We start from the raw sequence: 18,869 nt of genomic DNA, 5'->3' as shown, positions 1-18,869 counted from the left end.
CCTGGCCGGCACCGGCGGCGGCATCGCCTACAATGTCGAGGAATTCCGCGAGATCGTCGAGCGCGGCCTGGACCTGTCGCCTACCACCGAGGTGCTCATCGAAGAGAGCGTGCTCGGCTGGAAGGAGTACGAGATGGAGGTCGTCCGCGACAAGGCGGACAACTGCATCATCATCTGCTCCATCGAGAACATCGATCCGATGGGCGTCCACACCGGCGACTCCATCACGGTCGCCCCGGCGCTGACCCTGACCGACAAGGAATATCAGTGGATGCGCCGCGCCTCGATCGCGGTGCTGCGCGAGATCGGCGTGGAGACCGGCGGCTCCAACGTGCAGTTCGCGGTGAACCCCGCCGATGGCCGCATGGTGGTCATCGAAATGAACCCGCGGGTGTCGCGCTCCTCGGCGCTCGCATCGAAGGCCACCGGCTTCCCGATCGCCAAGGTCGCCGCGCGCCTGGCCGTCGGCTACACCCTCGACGAGCTGATGAACGACATCACCGGGGCCACGCCAGCCTCGTTCGAGCCGTCCATCGACTATGTGGTCACCAAGATTCCCCGCTTCGCCTTCGAGAAGTATCCCGGCGCCGAGGCGACGCTGTCGACCTCGATGAAGTCGGTGGGCGAGGTCATGGCCATCGGCCGCACCTTCGCCGAGAGCCTGCAGAAGGCCCTGCGGGGGCTGGAAACCGGACTGAACGGCCTCGACGAGATCGCCATCGAGAACGCCGACGACCCGGAAATGGGCCATGCGGCCATCGTTCGCGCCCTGGGCCAGCCGACGCCTGACCGCCTGCGGGTGATCGCCCAGGCCTTCCGCCATGGGCTCAGCGTCGAGGAGGTGAACGCCGCCTGTTCGTACGAGCCCTGGTTCCTGCGCCAGCTGCAGCATCTGGTCGCCGAGGAGGCCCGGGTGGCCCGCGAGGGCCTGCCCGGCACGGCCGAGGCGTTCCGCGCCCTCAAGGCCCAGGGCTTTGCCGACGCCCGCCTGGCGGCCCTGACCCACACGACCGAGGCCGAGGTGCGCGAACAGCGCCGGGGCCTGGGCGTGCGCCCGGTGTTCAAGCGCATCGACACCTGCGCCGGCGAGTTCCGCGCCGAGACGCCCTACATGTATTCCACCTACGAGACCGGCGCGCTCGGCCAGATCCCGGAGTGCGAGAGCGACCCGTCCGACGCCAAGAAGGCCATCATCCTCGGCGGCGGGCCCAACCGGATCGGCCAGGGAATCGAGTTCGACTACTGCTGCTGCCACGCCGCCTATGCGCTGGCCGACATCGGCGTGGAGTCGATCATGGTCAACTGCAATCCCGAGACCGTCTCCACCGACTATGACACCTCCGACCGGCTGTATTTCGAGCCGTTGACCGCCGAGGACGTCCTGGAGCTGATCGAGGTCGAGCGCACGAGGGGAACCCTGCTGGGCGTCATCGTCCAGTTCGGCGGCCAGACGCCGCTCAAGCTCGCCAAGCCCCTGGAAGACGCCGGCGTCCCGATCCTGGGCACGACCCCGGACGCCATCGATCTGGCCGAGGACCGCGAGCGCTTCCAGCAGCTGCTGCACAGGCTGGAGATCGCCCAGCCGATCAACGCCATCGCCCGTTCCGACGCGGAGGCCTTCAAGGCCGCCCACCAGGTGGGCTATCCGGTGGTGATCCGTCCGTCCTACGTGCTGGGCGGCCGGGCCATGGAGATCATCCGCGACGACGAACAGCTGGCCCGCTATGTCCGCGACGCCGTGCAGGTCTCCGGCGACAGCCCGGTCCTGCTCGACCAGTATCTGTCGCGGGCCACCGAGGTGGATGTGGACGCCATCTGTGACGGCGAGGCCGTCTTCGTGGCCGGGGTGATGGAGCATATCGAAGAGGCCGGGGTCCATTCCGGCGACAGCGCCTGCTCCATGCCGCCCTTCTCGCTGAAGCCCGAGACCATCGCCGAGCTGAAGCGCCAGACTGAGGCCATGGCCCACGCCCTGCAGGTTCGCGGCCTGATGAACGTGCAATTCGCCATCGAGGAGCCGCACAGCGAGACCCCGCGCATCTATGTGCTGGAGGTCAATCCCCGCGCCAGCCGCACCGTGCCCTTCGTCGCCAAGACCATCGGCCGGCCCCTGGCCGCCATCGCCGCCAAGGTGATGGCCGGGCGCAAGCTGTCGGAATTCGACCTGGTCGAGGCGCCCTATGATCACGTGGCCGTCAAGGAGGCCGTCTTCCCGTTCGCCCGGTTCGCTGGCGTCGATACGGTGCTCGGCCCCGAGATGCGCTCCACCGGCGAGGTCATGGGCCTGGACTGGCGTCGCGAGGGCGAGCCGGACGCGTCGGCGGCCTTCGCACGGGCCTTCGCCAAGAGCCAGCTGGGTGGCGGGACCATACTGCCCAAGGCCGGCGCGGTGTTCGTCTCGGTCAAGGACAGCGACAAGCCCTGGATCCTCGAGCCGGTTCGCCTGCTGCTGGCCCAGGGCTTCACCATCCTGGCCACCAGCGGCACCTGCGACTATCTGGCCGAGAACGGCCTGAGCGTGCAGCCTGTGAAGAAGGTGCTGGAGGGCCGTCCCCACATCGTCGACGCCATGAAGAACGGCGAGGTGAAGCTCGTCTTCAACACCACCGAGGGCAGGCAGTCCCTGTCGGACTCCTTCGAGATCCGCCGCACGGCCCTGATGATGAAGACACCCTATTTCACCACCGCGGCCGGCGCCCTGGCTGCGGCCCAAGCGATCACCGCCACGGCCACCGACAGCCTGGATGTCCGCCCGCTTCAGTCCTATGGGCGAGCCTGGGCCGGATAATTTTGACTCTTACGTCGAAATTCTGGCCGTTTTTCGCCTAAGATGAAAAAACCTTGTTCGGATAAAGTTGACGTAGCGCTGAGTCAGGCGCAGGCTTTCCTCAGTCGCCTGACTTCGGCAGGCACGGGCGCTTACGGGCGGCCCAGATAACAGTACGCGGTCGCCCGCAATGCAGCGTCTACCCGTGGAGATCTGCCCCAGTCCGGCGTCGGACCCAGCCAGAGAGCTGAGGCCCGTAACCAGAGACTGTATAGGGAGCTCGTCATGCACGTCGACGAAGGCCACGAAACCCATCACCCCCGCCGCAAGAACCTGCTTCGCCGCTTTGAAGGCGTGACCGATCTTATGGTGGTCGCCCTGATCGTCCTGCTCGGCGGCGCCATGCTGTTTGGTCTGCTGACCGCCGGCGGCAGCCCAGCCTATATGCAATAGGCGAAACGGCGCGGCCTGCGCCCGCCTGGGACCCTTGTCTTGGCGGCGCAGTCTTCCCTCCGGCCCGCCTGTAAGCTAGGCCCATCGGACGGCGCGTTCAGACGCCGAACGGAGGGACATCATGACGGGACGGGTAGAGGGCAAGGTCGCCCTGGTGACCGGCGCAGCCAGCGGCATCGGCCGGGCCTGCGCTGAACGGCTGGCCGCCGAAGGCGCCCATGTGGTGCTGAGCGACCTTTCCGACGCGCAAGGGTCGGAGGTTGCGCAACAGTTGGCGGCCAAGGGGCGCCAGGCCAGCTATCTCCATCACGACGTCACCGACGAGGCGGCGTGGATCGACGTCATCCGTCAGGTGCGCGAGGCGCACGGTCGCCTCGACATCCTGGTGAACAATGCCGGCATCGGCCTGGGGGGCTCGGTGATCGAGATGAGCCTGGCCGACTTCCGCCGCCAGATGGCGGTCAATGTCGAAGGGGTCTTCCTCGGTGTGAAGCACGGCCTGCCGCTGATGCGCGAAAGCGGCGATGGCGGCTCCATCATCAACATGTCGTCCGTCGCGGGCCTGAAGGGCGCGGCCTCCCTGGCCGGCTATTGCGCCAGCAAGGGCGCGGTGCGCCTGTTCACCAAGGCGGTGGCCCTCGAATGCGCCGGCGCCCAGGACAAGGTGCGGGTCAATTCCGTACATCCCGGCATCATCGAGACCCCCATCTGGGACTCGATCATCGGCACCGGCGGCCCCGGCGCCAACGCCGCCCCTCAGCGCAGCGCCACCCTGGACGCCATGGCCGGGGCGGCGACGCCGCTCGGCTATAAGGGCGACCCCGCCGATATCGCCGAGGGCGTGCTCTGGCTGGCGAGTTCGGAGTCGCGCTATGTGACCGGGGCCGAACTGGTGATCGACGGCGGGCTGTCGGTCCGCTAAGTCGGCGCCCATGACCGCCACGCTGCATGTGATCTTCGGCCCCCAGGGCGCCGGCAAGTCCACCTACGCCAAGGACCTCGCCCGGCGCCTGCCCGCCGTCGGCTTCGCCATCGATGACTGGATGGGACGACTGTTTGGGCCCGACATGCCCGAGCCCCTGGAATTCCAGTGGATGATGGACCGGGTCGAGCGCTGCGAGGCGCAGATCTGGTCCACCGCCGCCGGCGTTCTGGCGGCCGGCGCCTCGGTGGTGCTGGACCTGGGCCTCATGCGCCGCAGCGACCGCCAGCGGGTGGCCGAGATCGCCGAAGCGGTGGAGATTCCCCTTCAGTTCCACTTCGTCACCGCGCCCCTGGAGGTTCGCCGCGAGCGGGTTCTGGGCCGCCAGGAAGTGGCCGGCGAGGGTTTCCGGCTGCTGATCACCCCGGAGATGTTCCACTTCTCCGAAAAGGTCTATGAGGCGCCCGACGCCGAGGAACTGGCCGGCTGCATGGTGAGCGAGAGCGCCTGAGGCGTCCTTCAGGACTCTTTCGTCCAAACGGGATCGAAGCCTGCGGCACTTGCGTTTCGCAGCGCACACTCATATCGTCTCACCCCCGGACGTTGGCGCCCGCGGCCGGAGAATTCCCCTTAGGCGCACTACTCGAGTCCTCATCCGCCATGGAAAAAGTCCCGATGACCGTCGGGGGCTATCAAGCTCTCGACGAAGAACTGAAGCGTTTGAAGACGGTCGAGCGGCCGTCTGTCATCTCCGCCATTTCCGAGGCGCGAGAACACGGCGACCTGTCGGAAAACGCGGAGTACCACGCCGCCAAGGAGCGGCAAGGCTGGATTGAAGGCCAGATCGCCGACATCGAGGACAAGCTCGCCCGCGCGCAGGTCATCGACGTCTCCAAGCTGTCCGGCAAGCAGGTCAAGTTTGGCGCGACCGTCTCCATGGTCGACGAGGACACGGAGGAAGAGGCTCGCTATCAGATCGTCGGCGAGCACGAGGCCGACGTGAAGGCTGGCCGCATCTCGATCTCCTCCCCGATCGCCCGGGCCATCATCGGCAAGGAGATCGGCGACGTGGTCGAGGTGAACACCCCAGGGGGCGTGAAGTCCTATGAGGTTCTCAAGGTCGACTGGGTCTGAGTTTCAGCCCTGGCCGGTTCAGGTCTCCGATCTGAACCGGGCGGCGGCGGCCAATCGCCTGTGACAGCAGCCCCCCCTCCCTTACGCATCTGGGTGGTCTCCGATGGCCGCGCGGGCATCGAGAACCAGGGCCTGGGCCTGGCCGAAGCCATCGCCCGACAACGCCCCGTCGACGTCAGCGTCAAGCGGATCGGCTGGCGCGGCGGGTTTGGCCGCCTGCCCTGGTGGCTGAATCCTGCGCCCCTGCGCCTGTTGGCCGATGGGCATGAGATCGCGCCGCCCTGGCCCGACATCTGGATCGCGGTGGGCCGCGCCACCCTTCCCTTATCGCTGCGCATGCGACGCTGGAGCAAGGGCCAGACCATGGTCGTCCAGCTCCAGGATCCTCGCGCCCCGCCAGCCGCCTTCGACCTGGTCATCCCGCCCAAGCACGACCGCATGCGGGGCGACAACGTGTTCCCCATCCTGGGCTCTCCCCACAGGGTCACACCCGAACGCCTGGCCTCCGACTACAGGCGGTTCGAGGGGCAGTTGTCGGCCCTCCCCCGCCCCCGGGTGGCCGTGCTGATCGGCGGCAAGTCCAAGGCCTTCGACATCTCGCCGGAGCGGGCTGCGGCCCTGGCCCATGAGATCGAACTGCCGATCGCCCAGGACGGCGGATCGGTGATGGTCACCTTTTCCCGCCGCACGCCGGACGCCGCCAAGGCGATCCTCGCCGCCCGGCTGCGCCACCTGCCGGGTCTGGTCTGGGACGGCTCAGGCGACAACCCCTATTTCGCCTTCCTGGCGGCGGCCGACTACATCCTCGTCACCGAGGAATCGACCAATTTGACCACCGAGGCCGCGTCGACCGGCAAGCCCGTCTTCATCCTGAAGATGGAGGGGGAGAGCCTGAAGTTCCGCCTCTTCCATGAGGAGCTGGAGCGGCTGGGCGCGGCCCGGCCCTTCGGCGGCGCTTTCCATAGCTGGACCTATCCGCCCCTGGCCGAAACCGATCGCGCCGCGGGCGAAGTGCTGCGCAGGTACGACGACCGGGCGTAGACCGGGTGGACAGGCGACTTCAGGCGCGTTACCCGCGCCGCGGCCGCAGGGACGCCCGCGGCCAATATCCCAAGAGGTGTGACGTGAGCACGACGACCCTGGCCGCCTATCTGTCCCAGTCGACCATCCCGCCACGCCTGGCCGACCTGGTCGGCGCCGTGGCCAAGGGCTGCGTGGAGATCAGCGCCCAGGTCCGCCGTGGCGGCGCCGGCCAAATCATGGGCGCCCTGGGCAGCGAAAACGTCCAGGGCGAGGTGCAGCAGAAGCTCGATGTGCTGTCCAACGACATTCTCCTGGCCCTGTGTGCAGAGGCCGAGGGCCTGAGCGCCATGGCGTCCGAAGAGATGGAGACCATCCATCCGGTGCGCGAGGTCGGGCCCCAGGGCGGCTACCTGCTGCTGTTCGACCCCCTGGACGGGTCCTCCAACATCGCCGTCAACGTCTCCATCGGCACCATCTTCTCCATTCTGCCGACCCCAGCCGACAGCGTCGGCCGGGCCGTCACCGAGGCCGACTTCCTGCAGCCCGGCCGCAACCAGGTCTGCGCCGGCTATGTGGTCTACGGCCCGCAGACCCAACTGGTGCTGACCCTGGGCGAGGGCGTCTGCGCCTTCACCCTGGATCCGGAATGCGAAGACTGGGTGCTGACCAATCCGGCCATGGCCATCCCGGCGGAGACCAAGGAATTCGCCATCAATGCGGCCAATACCCGCCATTGGGCGGCTCCGGTGAGCCGCTATGTGGAGGAATGCCTGGCCGGGGTCGAAGGGCCGCGGGGCAAGGACTTCAACATGCGCTGGGTCGCCTCCATGGTGGCCGACGTCCACCGGGTCATCACCCGTGGCGGCGTCTTCATGTATCCCTGGGACAAGCGCGAGCCGAACCGCCCGGGCAAGCTGCGCCTGATGTACGAGGCCAACCCCATGGCCCTGCTGGTCGAACAGGCGGGCGGCGCGTCCTTTGACGGGACCGGCGACACCCTGGACGCCCCCGTCACCGGCCTGCACCAGCGGGCTTCGGTCATGATGGGCTCGAAAGCCGAGATCGCCCGGCTTAGGGACTATCACGCCGCCTGAACGGCCGCGCCCTGCGCCCCGGGCGCCTTGTCGCAGGGGGTTTACGGTTAACAGTTGGTTAGACGGCGCGCCCTAGCCTTGCCCGGTCGTTCCAGCGCCGGAGCCCTGCCGTGACCACCCCGCCCCTCGTTCAGGAGCTGAAGGGCCTGCTGCCCGCGCCGCTCGTGGCCGAGGCGCTGGAGACCTTCAAGGACATGCTGCGCGCCCGGGGCGCGGACGCTGAGGACGACATTGACGCCCTGGTGGACGCCCTGCGGACCGCGGACCGCGCCGCCCTGGGCGAGGTCTATGACGCCATGCGCGAGACCGACGTGTTCCGCCGCATCGTCACCGCCGAACCCCTCCGCCAAGCCGCCCAGGCCATGACCGGCGCGGCTCGGCTGCACAGTCCTTTCCAGCATGCGGTCTTCCGCATGGACCTGGCCGGTGAGCCGTGGCGCGGCTTCGACTGGCACCAGGACTATCCCTACAACATGCTCTGCGACCGCTCCGTCACCGCCTGGACGCCGCTGACGCCGTCCGGCGCGGCCAATGGCGGGGTCGATGTGGTCGAAGCCGCCGAAGCCCGCCTCTATCCCGTCGATGTCCGCCTGAAGCGCGACGCGGCGGGCCGGCCCCTTGGCACGCGCGACGCCTTTATCGCCCAGGACTTCCATCCCGAATTCGAAACCCAGAGCCGCAAGCCCGAGCTTCAGCCCGGCGACGTGCTGATGTTCCACAACAGCGTGCCCCATCGCTCCGGCTACAATCCCGGCCCACGGCACCGCTATTCCATCCAGGTCCGGTTTGGCGACCTGCTTGCGCCCGAGGTGATCGCGCGCGGCTGGCGCAACCGCCGGGCTGACGGGTTCGAGGCCTTCGCCGCCCTGCATCCGGACCTGATCGCTTCCGAGGAACGCCCATGACGCCTGCCCCCAAGATCCCCGCTGACGAGACCCTGCGCGCCCTGCTCAAGGCCCATCTCGACGACCATGACCTGATCGCCAACCTGGCCTCCTTCGGCCGGCGGATGCACTTCATGAAGGGCTTCGCCCACTATGAGGTCTTCAAGCTGATCGAGGACATGCCCGGCGATATCGTCGAGTGCGGCGTCTACAAGGGCGCCTCGCTGCTGACCTTCGCCCGCTTCCTGGAAACCTTCAGCCCCGGCGACCGGACCCGCAAGGTGCTGGGCTTCGACCACTTCCGCGGCCTGGCCGACCGTTCGGAGAAGGATGGCCTGGACGCCCGGGTCGGCAACACCGCCGAGGGCTGGAACCCGGCCCAGTTCCGCGACACCCTGTTCGCCCTGGTCGAGGCCTTCAACGCCGACTCCTTCGTGCCCCAGCGGCCGCGCGTCGAGCTGATCGACGGCGATGTGAAGGAAACCGCCCATGCCTATGTGGCCGAGCATCCCGGCCTGCGGGTCGCCCTGCTGCACCTGGACATGGACCTCTATGAGCCGACCCTGGAGGCCCTGAAGGCCTTCTGGCCGCGCATCCTGACCGGCGGCGTGGTCCTGCTGGACGAATACGCCATCCGCGAGTGGCCCGGCGAGAGCGAGGCCCTGGAGGAATTCTTCGACGGCGCGCCGCCGCGGATCGAGAAGTTCGGCTGGGCCTCGGCGCCGGGCGGCTTCTTCGTCAAGGAATAGGCCGCCCGCCACGCAGGACGGCGCCTTGCCGCCGCAATGGGGTCTATCTTGCGCGCACAGGAGCGCACGATTGATTCTCGCCATTCTCCAGGCTCGACTGAGCTCATCCCGTCTGCCGGGCAAGGTGTTGCTGCCCCTGGCCGGCGCGCCCATGCTGCTGCGCCAGATCGAGCGCGTGGCCCGGGCGCGGCGTATCGACCAGATCGTGGTGGCGACCAGCGTCGAGCCCAGCGACGATAGACTGGCCGAAACCGTCGAGGCTGCGGGCCTGGCCGTCCATCGCGGCCCCCTTGACGATGTTCTGGCCCGGTTCGTGGGCGCCCTGGCGGCCTGGCCGGCCGACCATGTGGTGCGTCTGACCGGCGACTGCCCGCTGATCGACCCCGGGGTCATCGACCAGACCATCGACCTCCATCTGGCCCAAGCGGCTGGCTACACCCACAACCGCTACGACCCGTCGGGCTATCCCAAGGGCCAGGACGTCGAGGTCATCTCCGCCGGCGCCCTGCGGCGCACCGCGGGGGAGGACCACAGCCCCGAGGCCCGCGAGCACGTGACCTGGGCCGTCCGCAACGCGCCGTCCCGCTACCGGATCGCCCGCCTGGATCCGCCTGTGGACGAGGGCCAGGTCCGCTGGACCGTGGACACCCCCGATGACTATGAGTTCGTCCGTCAGGTCTATGACGGGCTCTATCCGGCCAACCCGGCCTTTTCCTCCGATGACGTGCGCCGCCTTGTCCGCGCCCGGCCGGAGCTTGTGACCTTTGGCGGAGAACGACGCCTATGACCCCGCGGGTCCTTTTCATCGTCAATGCCGGGCCCGAGGTCGGCGGCGGGCATGTGATGCGCAGCCTGACCCTGGCCGCGGCCCTCACCGAGCGCGGCGCCCAGTGCCAGTTCCTGGCCGACGCCAGCGTGGAGGCCATCCTGGCGGCCTTTGCGCCCGACCTGCCCCGGCGTTCGGTGACCTCTCTGGCGCCCGAGGCCCTGGTGGAAGCCGCCGCCGCCCTGGCCTTCGAGGCCGTGGTGTTCGACCACTATGGCCTGGCCCGGCCTGAGCACCAGGCCATCGCCGACGGCCGCCCTGCGGTGGTGATCGATGACCTCGCCGACCGCCGCCTGGGGGGCAGCCTGGTGCTGGACTCCGGCCCAGACCGGACCGACGCCGATTATCGCGGACTCACCGAGGGCGCGCGACTGATGCTCGGGCCGCGCTATGCGCCGGTTCGCCCGGCCTTCGCCGCCCTGCGCGACACAGCCCTGGCCCGCCGGGCCGAGCCCCTGCGCCGGGTGCTGGTCTCCATGGGCCTGACCGATGTGGGCGGGATCACCAGCCAGGTGGTCGAGCGCGTGCGTCGGCGGTTTGGCGACACCGAGCTGGACGTGGTGGTCGGCGCCGCCGCCCCCAGCCGCAAGGGCCTGACGCGCATCGCCGCCCACGATCCGCGCCTGACCCTGCATGTGGACACTCCGCACATGGCCGAACTGGCCACCGCCGCCGATCTCGCCATCGGGGCGGCCGGGTCGGCCATGTGGGAGCGCTGTGTCCTGGGCCTGCCCAGCGTCGTCGTCACCCTGGCCGACAATCAGCTCGCCGCCGCCGCCGCCCTGGCCAAGGCCGGCGCGGTGCTCGCGGTCGACGGCCGCGCTGCGAGCTTCGAGACCGACTTCGACCGGGCGCTGACCCGCCTGTTCGTTGACGATCCGCTGCGCCGGGGCCTGGCCGAAAAGAGCGCCGAGCTGTGCGATGGCCAGGGCGCCACCCGGGTCGCCGACGCCTTCTGGCCCCTGCTCATCCAGTCCGCGACCGTCTGACGCAGCGGCCTTAACTGAGTTTTTCGACCTTGGCCGGCATCCTTGCCCCTCACATGCGGGTCGGGGAGGCCAGGGCATGACCAAGGTTCGGATTATCGGCGGGGGCCTGACCGGCATCCTCGCCGCCTTTGAAGCCCACCGTCTGGGCGCCCGCGAGATCGTCCTCGAAGACGCCCTGGATCGCCTTGGCGGCTGGAGCCTGCCGCGGGTCAGCCATGGGGTCGAGCTGCGCGATGGTGAGTTCGCCTTCGGCGCCGCCCAGGATCCGATCCGGCGGGCGCTCGAATGGCACGGGGTCGCCTTTGACGATGTGGATCTGCACGTGGGCGCCATCAGTCCGTCGCCATCGGGTCCCCGGGCCAGCTGGAGCGCCGGGCCGGTCCTGACCGCCCCGGCGACGTCGCCCTGCCAGGACGAGGCCGAGACCCTCAACGACCTGCTGCGCGCCTATCCCCGGGCGGCGGCCGACCCGCTGGCCCACTACTGCCAATGGCGGCTGGGGGTCTGGCTCGACGAGATCCATGCCAGCGCCGCGCCAGCCCTGGGGCTCGATCAGGTGCGCCTGGTGAGCCCTGGCGACGCGGCCGTCCCCAATGTGTCGGTCCCTGTGCGCGGCGCGACCCCAAGGGATGGCCTGAACGGCTTGTTCTTGGCGGCCAGCCGCGCCCTGGCCCGCCTCGGCGTCCAGATCCATTTGCACAGCCTGGTCTCGCCGCGGGAGGCCGCCCTGTCGCGGGCCGACGACGACATCTTGATCTGGGCCGCCGATCCCCTGCCCCTGTTCGACCTGACCGCCCAGCCCCGCCCGCGCCTGATCGGCGAGCGGGTGGCGAGCTATGTCTATCGCGCCCGGATCGAAGCCCCCCTGCCCCTGACGATCCGCAACTACACCGCCGAGGGCAAGATCAGCGCCCTGCGGGTCTATGAGAGCCGCGGCGAGACCCTGGTCAGCATCGAATGCGTCGACGAGGTCGGCGACGCCGAGCTGAGGGCCGAGGCCCTTCGCCTGCTGGGTCCCTTCGCCCGTCGCCCGATGATCCTGGAGGCCTGCCTCCTGACCAATATGCGCACCCGCTTCGCCTGTCCCTCCACCGAGGCGGTGAGCCGGCTCGCCCGCCTCGAGGCCGAACTCGATCGCCAGCATGAGGGCCGCTTCCTGGTCGCCGGCTGGGAATCGGCCGATGCGCCGGCCCGCATCTCGGCCCTGGCCGAGCGCCTTGGCGCCGTGATGGGCGCAGGCGCTGCGGTCAGCGCGGTAGCCTGATGTCCGGGCCGAGGGTGGAACTGCGTGATGTCACGCCCGAGGACCGGGACCGGCTGCGGGACTGGCGGAACCAGCCCGATGTCGCCCAGTGGATGTACACCGACGCGGTGATCGGACCCGAAGATCACGCCCGCTGGTTCGCCGCAGCCCTGGCCGACCCTTCCCGCCGCTACTGGATCATCGAGCTGGACGGCGAGCCCGTAGGCCTGGCCAACCTCGCCGACATCTCGCCGGCCAACCGTCGGTGCGCCTGGGCCTACTACCTCGCCTCGCCCGCCGTGCGGGGCAAGGGGGTGGGCGCCTATGTGGAGTACTGGATGATCGAGCAGGTGTTCGGCGCCCTGGGCTTCGCCAAGCTCTGGTGCGAGGTGCTGGTGGAGAACGAGGCCGTCTGGAAGCTGCACGAATCCTTCGGCTTCCGGCGCGAAGCCCTGCTGCGCCAGCATGTGTGGAAGAATGGCGCGCCCCGCGATGTGGTCGGCCTGGGGCTCCTGGCGCAGGACTGGGCGGCCGTGCGCGAGGCCAGCCGCGAGCGGCTTCAGGCCAAGGGCTACGCCCTGGACTAAGTCTCTTCGAGCATGTCCCAGGACATCGGCTCGCCCCGCTTCAGGTCCCGGGCCGCCACGCGGCCGATGACCGCGTCGCGATGCTCTGGCGCCAGGCCTAGCCCTGGCCGGATTGAGCGCACGTCGGAGGCCGCAAGCACCGCGCCGGCCTTCACATCGGCGGCCACATAGATCGAGCGGCGGAACTGGGCGTTGGCCCGCTCTGACCCCAGCAGATCGTACTGGGCGTGGCCGAGGGATTCCCAGGCCGCGCGGGCGTCGGCGACCAGGGTCTGGAACTCAGCTGGCTCCAGGGAGAAGGCCGCGTCCGGCCCGCCATCGGCCCGCGCCAGGGTGAAGTGCTTCTCGATCACGCGGGCGCCCAGCGCCACTGCCGCCACCGCCGCAGCCGTGCCCGGCGTGTGGTCTGACAGGCCGATGGGACAGCCGAACCTCGCCGCCATGTCAGGAATGGTCCGCAGATTGGCGTCGGCGAAACTGGCCGGATAGCTGGACACGCAGTGCAGCAGGATCACGCCGCCGGCCCCGGCCGAGAGGGCCGTGTCGCGGGCGGCTTCGATCTCGGCCAGATTGGCCATGCCGGTGGAGATGATCAGAGGTTTGCCGTGGCGCGCCGCATAGGCGATCAGCGGCAGGTCGACAGCCTCGAATGAGGCGATCTTGTAGGCCGGCGCATCCAGGCTCGCCAGGAGATCTACCGCCGTCTCGTCGAAGGGACTGGAGAACAGGATCACCCCCCGGGCGCGGGCCCGCGCGAACAGGGCCGGATGCCATTCGTAGGGGGTCTGGGCCTCCTGATAGAGCTCGTGCAGGCTGCGGCCGTCCCAGAGGCCGCCGTGGATGCGAAACTCCGGCCGGTCCACATCCATGGTGATGGTGTCGGCGGTATAGGTCTGGATCTTGATGGCGTCGCAGCCGGTGGCCGCAGCCGCGTCGATCATGGCCAGGGCCCGATCCAGGTCGCCATTATGGTTCCCCGACAGCTCGCAAATCACGAACGGGCGGCAGCCAGGGCCGATCGGACGGCCGGCGATCTCGATAGGGGGCTGGTCGGACACGAAGCGCTTCTTCCCGTGGTGACGCGCCAGTCTAGCGCGCCCCTCGAAACAGCGCGTTAACTCTGAGAACGGTCGCCCTTGCGCGCCCGCGCCACGCCCACGACCGCGCCCAGCCCGACCCCGAAGGCCGTGCCCAGGGCGAGACTTCCCAAGGCGGCGCCGGTCACCGCGCCCAGGGCCACCCCGACGCCCAGCCACTTCCCGGTGGTGCGCAGATCCGTGCGGCTGGGGGTCCCGGGCGGCGGATTGTCGGTCTGCGGAGCCGGGGTCTGCGGCGGCAGGGGCGGGGTTGTGAGGCTGTCGGTCATGGCGGCCAAACGCACGGCGGCGTCGCTTGTTGCGCGCACGCCCTCGCACTGCGCGGAATCTTCTCTAAATAGAGGCCATGTCCGAGCCCCGCACCACACGCTGCCTCATCCTTGGGTCTGGCCCTGCCGGCTACACCGCCGCCATCTATGCCGCCCGCGCCCTGCTCAACCCCGTCATGATCGCCGGCATCCAGCCCGGCGGCCAGCTGACCATCACCACCGAGGTGGAGAACTATCCGGGGTTCGCCGAGGCCATCCAGGGTCCCTGGCTGATGGAGCAGATGCAGGCCCAGGCCGCCCATGTGGGGACCGAGATCATCAACGACATCGTTGTCGAGGCCGATCTCTCCAAGCGCCCGTTCCGCCTGGTGTGCGATTCCGGCGATGTCTGGCTGGCCGAGACCCTGATCATCGCCACCGGCGCCCAGGCCCGCTGGCTGGGCCTGGAGACCGAGGAGAAGTTCAAGGGCTTCGGCGTCTCGGCCTGCGCCACCTGCGACGGCTTCTTCTATCGCGGCAAGGAGGTCGTGGTGATCGGCGGCGGCAATACCGCGGTCGAAGAGGCCCTGTTCCTCACCAACTTCGCCTCCAAGGTCACCCTGGTTCACCGCCGCGACGAGCTGCGGGCCGAAAAGATCCTGCAGGAGCGCCTGTTTGCTCATCCCAAGGTCGAGGTGATCTGGGACAGCGCCATCGACGAGGTGCTGGGCGAGACTGATCCCCTGGGCGTCACCGGCGTGCGCCTGAAGAACATCAAGACCGGCGCGACTCAGACGATCGACTGCGCCGGCGTCTTCGTGGCCATCGGCCATGCGCCGGCTTCCGAACTCTTCAAGGGCCAGTTGTCCATGGACTCGGCCGGCTATCTCGACGTGAAGGCCGGGACGGCCACCACCGAGATCGAAGGCGTCTACGCCGCCGGCGACGTGACCGACGACGTCTACCGCCAGGCGGTGACGGCGGCCGGCATGGGCTGTATGGCCGCCCTTGAGGCGGTGCGGTTCCTCGCCGAGGAAGACCACCGCAAGGCGCACAATCCGATCAGCCACGCCGAAGCCGAGAAGATCGGCGCCTGGTAGGCGTTTCCCCCGACGACGAGACGAGGGCCTATGACCAATCTGATCGTGAACGGGGGCCGCCCCCTGCGGGGCGAGATCACGCCCTCCGCCAACAAAAACGCCGTCCTGCCGGTGCTGTGCGCCACCCTGCTCAGCGACGCGCCCCTGGTCCTGCACCGGGTGCCGGACATCACCGATGTGCGCAAGATCCTGGAGTTCTTCCAGGCGCTCGGCAGCCAGGTGGACATGGACTACGCCACCGGGACCCTGCGGCTGCACCACGGCGAGAACCTGCGGGCAGAGGGCGCGCACCTGCCCCTGGGCATGCGCTCCTCGGTGATGCTGATCCCGGCCCTGCTGCACAGGTTCGGCCAGGCCAGCCTGGAGGACGAGGCCAAGGGTTGCACCCTGGGCGCCCGGGAGATCGATCCGCACCTGGAGGTCTTCGAGGCCTTCGGCGCCCGGGTCGAAACCCGCGACGGGGCCATCCTGATCTCCACGCCGGAAGGCTTCCACGCCACCCGCCACTGGCTGGACTACGCCTCGGTGACGACGACCGAGAACTTCGCCATCTGTGCGGCCACGGCCAAGGGAACCTCGCAACTGGTCAACGCCGCCTGCGAGCCCCACGTCCAAGAGTTCTGCCGCTTCCTCATCCAGATGGGCGCCAGCGTCCAGGGGGTGGGCGCATCGACCCTGACCATCGAGGGCGTCGAGAAGCTGGCGGGCACGACCTTCACCTTCCAGGACGACTTCCATGAGGTCGCCACCTTCCTGGCCATGGGCGCCATCACCGGCGGCGATGTGGCCGTGCGCAACGGCGCCTCGGAATCCTTCCCCCTGATCGACCGCACCTTCGCCAAGTTCGGGGTCGAGGTGGAGCACAGGGACGGCTGGTCGCGGGCGCGACTGGACGGCCCCCTGCACGTGCGCCAGCCCTATACCAGCCACATCCTGCAGAAGGTGGAGGCTGCGCCCTGGCCCTATGTGCCGGCCGACCTGCTGCCGATCTTCATCGCCCTGGGCGTCCGGGCCGAAGGCTCGGTGATGTTCTGGAACAAGGTCTATGAGGGCGCGCTGGGCTGGACTTCGGAGCTCGCCAAGTTCGGCGGCCATGCGGTGCTGTGCGATCCGCACCGGGTGATCACCTATGGCGGCAAGCCGCTGTTCCCGGCCCAGGTGGAGAGCCCCTACATCATCCGGGTGGCCATCGCGCTGTTCATGCTGGCCGCCAGCATCGAGGGCAAGTCGACCATCCTCAACGCCGCCCCGATCAAGCGCGCCCACCCCAACTTCGTCGAGAACCTCAACGCCCTGGGCGCCGACGTGGAGTGGGTCCTGGGGGACTGAGGCGCCTCAGCCCCGTCGTCCTCGGGCTTGACGGGGGAAGAGGAGGTATGGCGGCTGTCCAGCCATGCGCACCCCCAATCCCGTCGTCCTCGGGCTTGCCCCGGGGACCCATGAACACTGGAATTCGACGATGGTCGTAGGCGGTTCGACCGTGCCGGCTGACAGTGGAGAGACAACGCCATGATCCGACACGCCCGAACCGCTGACCATGCCGCGATCCGCGCGGTGAATCTGGCCGCCTTTCCTGAGGCCGCCGAGGCCGATCTGGTGGAGCGGCTGCGGCGTGACGGGGACGTGGTGTTTGAAATGGTCGCCGAGGATCAGGGCGAGATCGTCGGGCACATCCTGTTCAGCCGGCTGTGGGCCGACAGCGCCAACCTCTATGTCGCCCTGGCGCCGATGGCGGTGCGGCCTGGTCTCCAGCGGCAGGGCCTCGGCTCGGCCCTGGTGCGGAGCGGCCTGGAGTTCTGCAAGGAATACGGGGCCCAGGGCGCCGTGGTTCTGGGCCACCCCGACTACTATCCCCGTTTTGGATTCTCGGCCGAGGCTGCGGCGCAGATTCGCGCGCCCTATGCCGGGTCGCCGGCCTTCATGGCCCTGGCCCTCGAAGACGACGCCTTCGACGCCCCCCTCACCCTGGCCTATCCGGACGCCTTCAACGGTCTCTAGTCGGTGGGACCGGCCGCGGGCGTCGGGCCCCGTTCGGCGTCCAGTCGAGCCTCCACCTCCGCCAGCCGCTCATTGATCTGCTGGACTTCTTCCGGCGTCGGCTGACGGCGGCTGGGGCTCAGCACGCCAGCCACCCGGGTCGGAGCTTCGCCGGCTTCCGGGGCGGCGACCTCGTAGGTCCGGACGTCGCCGGCCAGGTCCAAGGTCACCTTCCGACCGGGCGCGATCCCCTGTCCGCTGGGATTGAGCAGGCCCTGGGTGCGGGCGTCGATGCCGCCGAGGATCGCCACGGTCAGGTTCTGCTCGCCGCCCACATAGCGGCTGGTGAAGGCCGGCGGCTCGCCCATGGGGCCGGTCCAGCGATAGAAGATATGGGCGCCCACCTTGGTCATCTTCACCAGGGTCGGAGCCCAGTAGGGGGCGACATAGTCGGCGTGATAGTGGGTGGCCGACCCCACATCCTCCTCGACGAAGCCGTCCAGGGCCTCGGCGGCGACCGCCTCCACCTGGCGCCACAGCCAGGGCTCAGGCGCCCAGGTCAGGGACCCGTCGCAGGTGAAGCTGAACTGGCAGCCGGTGCGCCGCGCCGAACCCTGGAAGACCACGCCGCAGACCGAGTTGGGATAGGCCGGGTGGCGCACGCGATTGAGCACCACCTGCGCCACCGCCCTCTGGCCCTCCGGCGGCTCGCGGGCGGCCTCGTAATAGATGGCCTGGCTGAGGCACCGCAGGGCCTGGGCTCGGTCCTGGCGCGAGGCCCGCAGGATGAACGGCTCCATGGGGTTGATCGGCAGGTCGGCGAAGGGCTTCAGCGCATTGATCTCGCGGGCGGCCATGTCGAAGGCTGTGCCAAAGCCGAGGGTCGGCAGGGTGGCCAGATCATAGGTCTCCCAACCCTTCACCCGCCCCCAGTAGTCTGTCCCCCCCGCCGGATCGTGGCGCTTTGCCAGGGCCAGCATGGCCGGATCCATGTCGGCGCTCACCCGGCGCAGGCCCTCATCGGAGAGATTGCGCGCCACGGTGGCGAGACCGGCGACCCGGCCATCATTGAGGGGGCGGTCATAGCTGGTGAGGCAGCCGCTCAACGCGAGCGTCGCAACAAGCAGGGCGACGGAGCGTAGGGGCGCGATCAAGATTGACGGTCCTCTGTGGGCCAGCGGAAACTCCCGCGGGGGCAAGCTATAGGCGACATGAGGCCGGCGAAAAAGCGGGCGGATCCAAGCCATGAACGCCTGAACCCTTGCATCGGGGGTCCAAGGGTCTATATCTGTGACAGACGAGTTATGCTCTGAGTGAGCATATCAAAGGCGCCTCGCCGACACCCAAGCCCGGAGGCGTCTTTTTTGGGCCATAGAAATGCTCATCATGAGCATAAGGAGGACGCCATGGCCGCAGACGGTTTTGCTCCGCTCGCCTTCACCCCTGAAGTCGAAGCCGAAACCCAAGCGCTTTGGGATCGCGTCAAGAAGCACGTCACCCCCATGGAATGGCGGCTTCAGGCCCCGCTGATCTCCGAGATCAACCGGATCAAGCGCGAGAAGAACGCGGTCATCCTGGCCCACAACTACATGACGCCGGAAATTTTCCACGGGGTCGGCGACTATGTGGGCGACAGCCTGGGCCTGGCCAAGGAGGCCGCCCGGTCCGACGCCGCCATCATCGTCCAGGCCGGCGTGCACTTCATGGCCGAGACCTCCAAGATCCTGTCGCCGGACAAGCGCGTCCTGATTCCCGACCTGCGCGCCGGCTGCAGCC

General features: G+C 68.8%; 20 protein-coding genes. 17 read left to right on the top strand and 3 right to left on the bottom strand.

What is annotated here, in order from left to right:
• The 13 genes from carB to pseH form a co-directional block, all read left to right on the top strand.
• On the top strand, positions 1-2,788 hold a 2,788-nt coding region (gene carB / locus Q7S93_RS06840), incomplete at its 5' end, for a carbamoyl-phosphate synthase large subunit (protein ID WP_304713003.1).
• A 264-nt stretch (positions 2,789-3,052) separates the two neighbouring features.
• Complete coding sequence (locus tag Q7S93_RS06835; protein ID WP_300575223.1) at positions 3,053-3,220, top strand: hypothetical protein; 168 nt, start codon at positions 3,053-3,055, stop codon at positions 3,218-3,220.
• A gap of 121 nt (positions 3,221-3,341) precedes the next feature.
• The gene (locus Q7S93_RS06830; RefSeq protein ID WP_304713000.1) at positions 3,342-4,142 is read left to right on the top strand and encodes a glucose 1-dehydrogenase; all 801 of its coding nucleotides are present in this window, start codon (positions 3,342-3,344) and stop codon (positions 4,140-4,142) included.
• Between the two features lie 10 nt (positions 4,143-4,152).
• A complete protein-coding gene (locus Q7S93_RS06825; protein ID WP_304712998.1) occupies positions 4,153-4,653 on the top strand; it encodes an AAA family ATPase in 501 nt (166 codons plus the stop codon).
• 149 nt (positions 4,654-4,802) lie between these two features.
• Positions 4,803-5,276, top strand: a complete 474-nt coding sequence (gene greA, locus Q7S93_RS06820; protein ID WP_300575229.1) for a transcription elongation factor GreA — start codon at positions 4,803-4,805, stop codon at positions 5,274-5,276.
• A 60-nt stretch (positions 5,277-5,336) separates the two neighbouring features.
• Positions 5,337-6,317, top strand: coding sequence for a mitochondrial fission ELM1 family protein (locus Q7S93_RS06815; RefSeq protein ID WP_304712993.1), 981 nt, complete (start codon positions 5,337-5,339; stop codon positions 6,315-6,317).
• A gap of 83 nt (positions 6,318-6,400) precedes the next feature.
• Complete coding sequence (locus Q7S93_RS06810) at positions 6,401-7,393, top strand: class 1 fructose-bisphosphatase (RefSeq protein WP_304712991.1); 993 nt, start codon at positions 6,401-6,403, stop codon at positions 7,391-7,393.
• Positions 7,394-7,503: 110 nt separating this feature from the next.
• Entirely contained in the window at positions 7,504-8,298 is a 795-nt protein-coding gene (locus tag Q7S93_RS06805) for a phytanoyl-CoA dioxygenase family protein (RefSeq protein WP_304712990.1), read from the top strand.
• Positions 8,295-9,026, top strand: coding sequence for a TylF/MycF/NovP-related O-methyltransferase (locus Q7S93_RS06800; RefSeq protein WP_304712988.1), 732 nt, complete (start codon positions 8,295-8,297; stop codon positions 9,024-9,026). Before Q7S93_RS06805 ends, Q7S93_RS06800 begins: the two co-directional genes overlap by 4 nt.
• A 70-nt stretch (positions 9,027-9,096) precedes the next feature.
• The gene (locus Q7S93_RS06795) at positions 9,097-9,813 is read left to right on the top strand and encodes a glycosyltransferase family protein (protein WP_304712986.1); all 717 of its coding nucleotides are present in this window, start codon (positions 9,097-9,099) and stop codon (positions 9,811-9,813) included.
• Positions 9,810-10,841 carry a UDP-2,4-diacetamido-2,4,6-trideoxy-beta-L-altropyranose hydrolase gene (gene pseG / locus Q7S93_RS06790; RefSeq protein ID WP_304712985.1) on the top strand — a complete coding sequence of 344 codons (1,032 nt, stop codon included), beginning with the start codon at positions 9,810-9,812 and terminating at the stop codon, positions 10,839-10,841. The genes Q7S93_RS06795 and pseG overlap by 4 nt, the downstream gene beginning before the upstream one ends.
• A 76-nt stretch (positions 10,842-10,917) precedes the next feature.
• Positions 10,918-12,105, top strand: a complete 1,188-nt coding sequence (locus Q7S93_RS06785; protein WP_304712984.1) for an NAD(P)-binding protein — start codon at positions 10,918-10,920, stop codon at positions 12,103-12,105.
• Positions 12,105-12,671, top strand: a complete 567-nt coding sequence (pseH, locus tag Q7S93_RS06780) for a UDP-4-amino-4,6-dideoxy-N-acetyl-beta-L-altrosamine N-acetyltransferase (protein WP_304712983.1) — start codon at positions 12,105-12,107, stop codon at positions 12,669-12,671. Before Q7S93_RS06785 ends, pseH begins: the two co-directional genes overlap by 1 nt.
• Here pseH and pseI read toward each other — a convergent pair.
• Positions 12,668-13,729, bottom strand: a complete 1,062-nt coding sequence (gene pseI, locus Q7S93_RS06775) for a pseudaminic acid synthase (protein ID WP_304712982.1) — start codon at positions 13,727-13,729, stop codon at positions 12,668-12,670. The genes pseH and pseI overlap by 4 nt on opposite strands.
• Before the next feature lie 56 nt (positions 13,730-13,785).
• Positions 13,786-14,052: a hypothetical protein gene (locus tag Q7S93_RS06770; protein WP_304712981.1), complete on the bottom strand. Its 267-nt coding sequence runs from the start codon at positions 14,050-14,052 to the stop codon at positions 13,786-13,788.
• A gap of 62 nt (positions 14,053-14,114) precedes the next feature.
• Between Q7S93_RS06770 and trxB the strand changes: the two genes are divergently transcribed.
• The 3 genes from trxB (at position 14,115) to Q7S93_RS06755 (ending at position 17,114) form a co-directional block, all read left to right on the top strand.
• On the top strand, positions 14,115-15,116 hold the full coding sequence (gene trxB, locus Q7S93_RS06765; RefSeq protein WP_304712980.1) for a thioredoxin-disulfide reductase: 1,002 nt from the start codon (positions 14,115-14,117) through the stop codon (positions 15,114-15,116).
• A 30-nt stretch (positions 15,117-15,146) separates the two neighbouring features.
• Positions 15,147-16,445: a UDP-N-acetylglucosamine 1-carboxyvinyltransferase gene (locus Q7S93_RS06760; RefSeq protein ID WP_304712979.1), complete on the top strand. Its 1,299-nt coding sequence runs from the start codon at positions 15,147-15,149 to the stop codon at positions 16,443-16,445.
• Between the two features lie 180 nt (positions 16,446-16,625).
• A complete protein-coding gene (locus Q7S93_RS06755; protein ID WP_304712978.1) occupies positions 16,626-17,114 on the top strand; it encodes a GNAT family N-acetyltransferase in 489 nt (162 codons plus the stop codon).
• On the opposite strand, the gene Q7S93_RS06750 is transcribed toward Q7S93_RS06755, so the two are convergent.
• A complete protein-coding gene (locus Q7S93_RS06750; RefSeq protein WP_304712977.1) occupies positions 17,111-18,247 on the bottom strand; it encodes a cell wall hydrolase in 1,137 nt (378 codons plus the stop codon). The two genes, Q7S93_RS06755 and Q7S93_RS06750, sit on opposite strands and share 4 nt — an antisense overlap.
• 252 nt (positions 18,248-18,499) lie before the next feature.
• Here Q7S93_RS06750 and nadA point away from each other — a divergent pair.
• The coding region (nadA, locus tag Q7S93_RS06745; RefSeq protein ID WP_304712976.1) for a quinolinate synthase NadA at positions 18,500-18,869 on the top strand (370 nt) is incomplete at its 3' end.

Source organism: Phenylobacterium sp. (genome assembly GCF_030646615.1).
In the GTDB taxonomy this organism is placed as follows: domain Bacteria; phylum Pseudomonadota; class Alphaproteobacteria; order Caulobacterales; family Caulobacteraceae; genus Phenylobacterium.
This window is presented reverse-complemented; position numbering and strand designations above follow the sequence as displayed.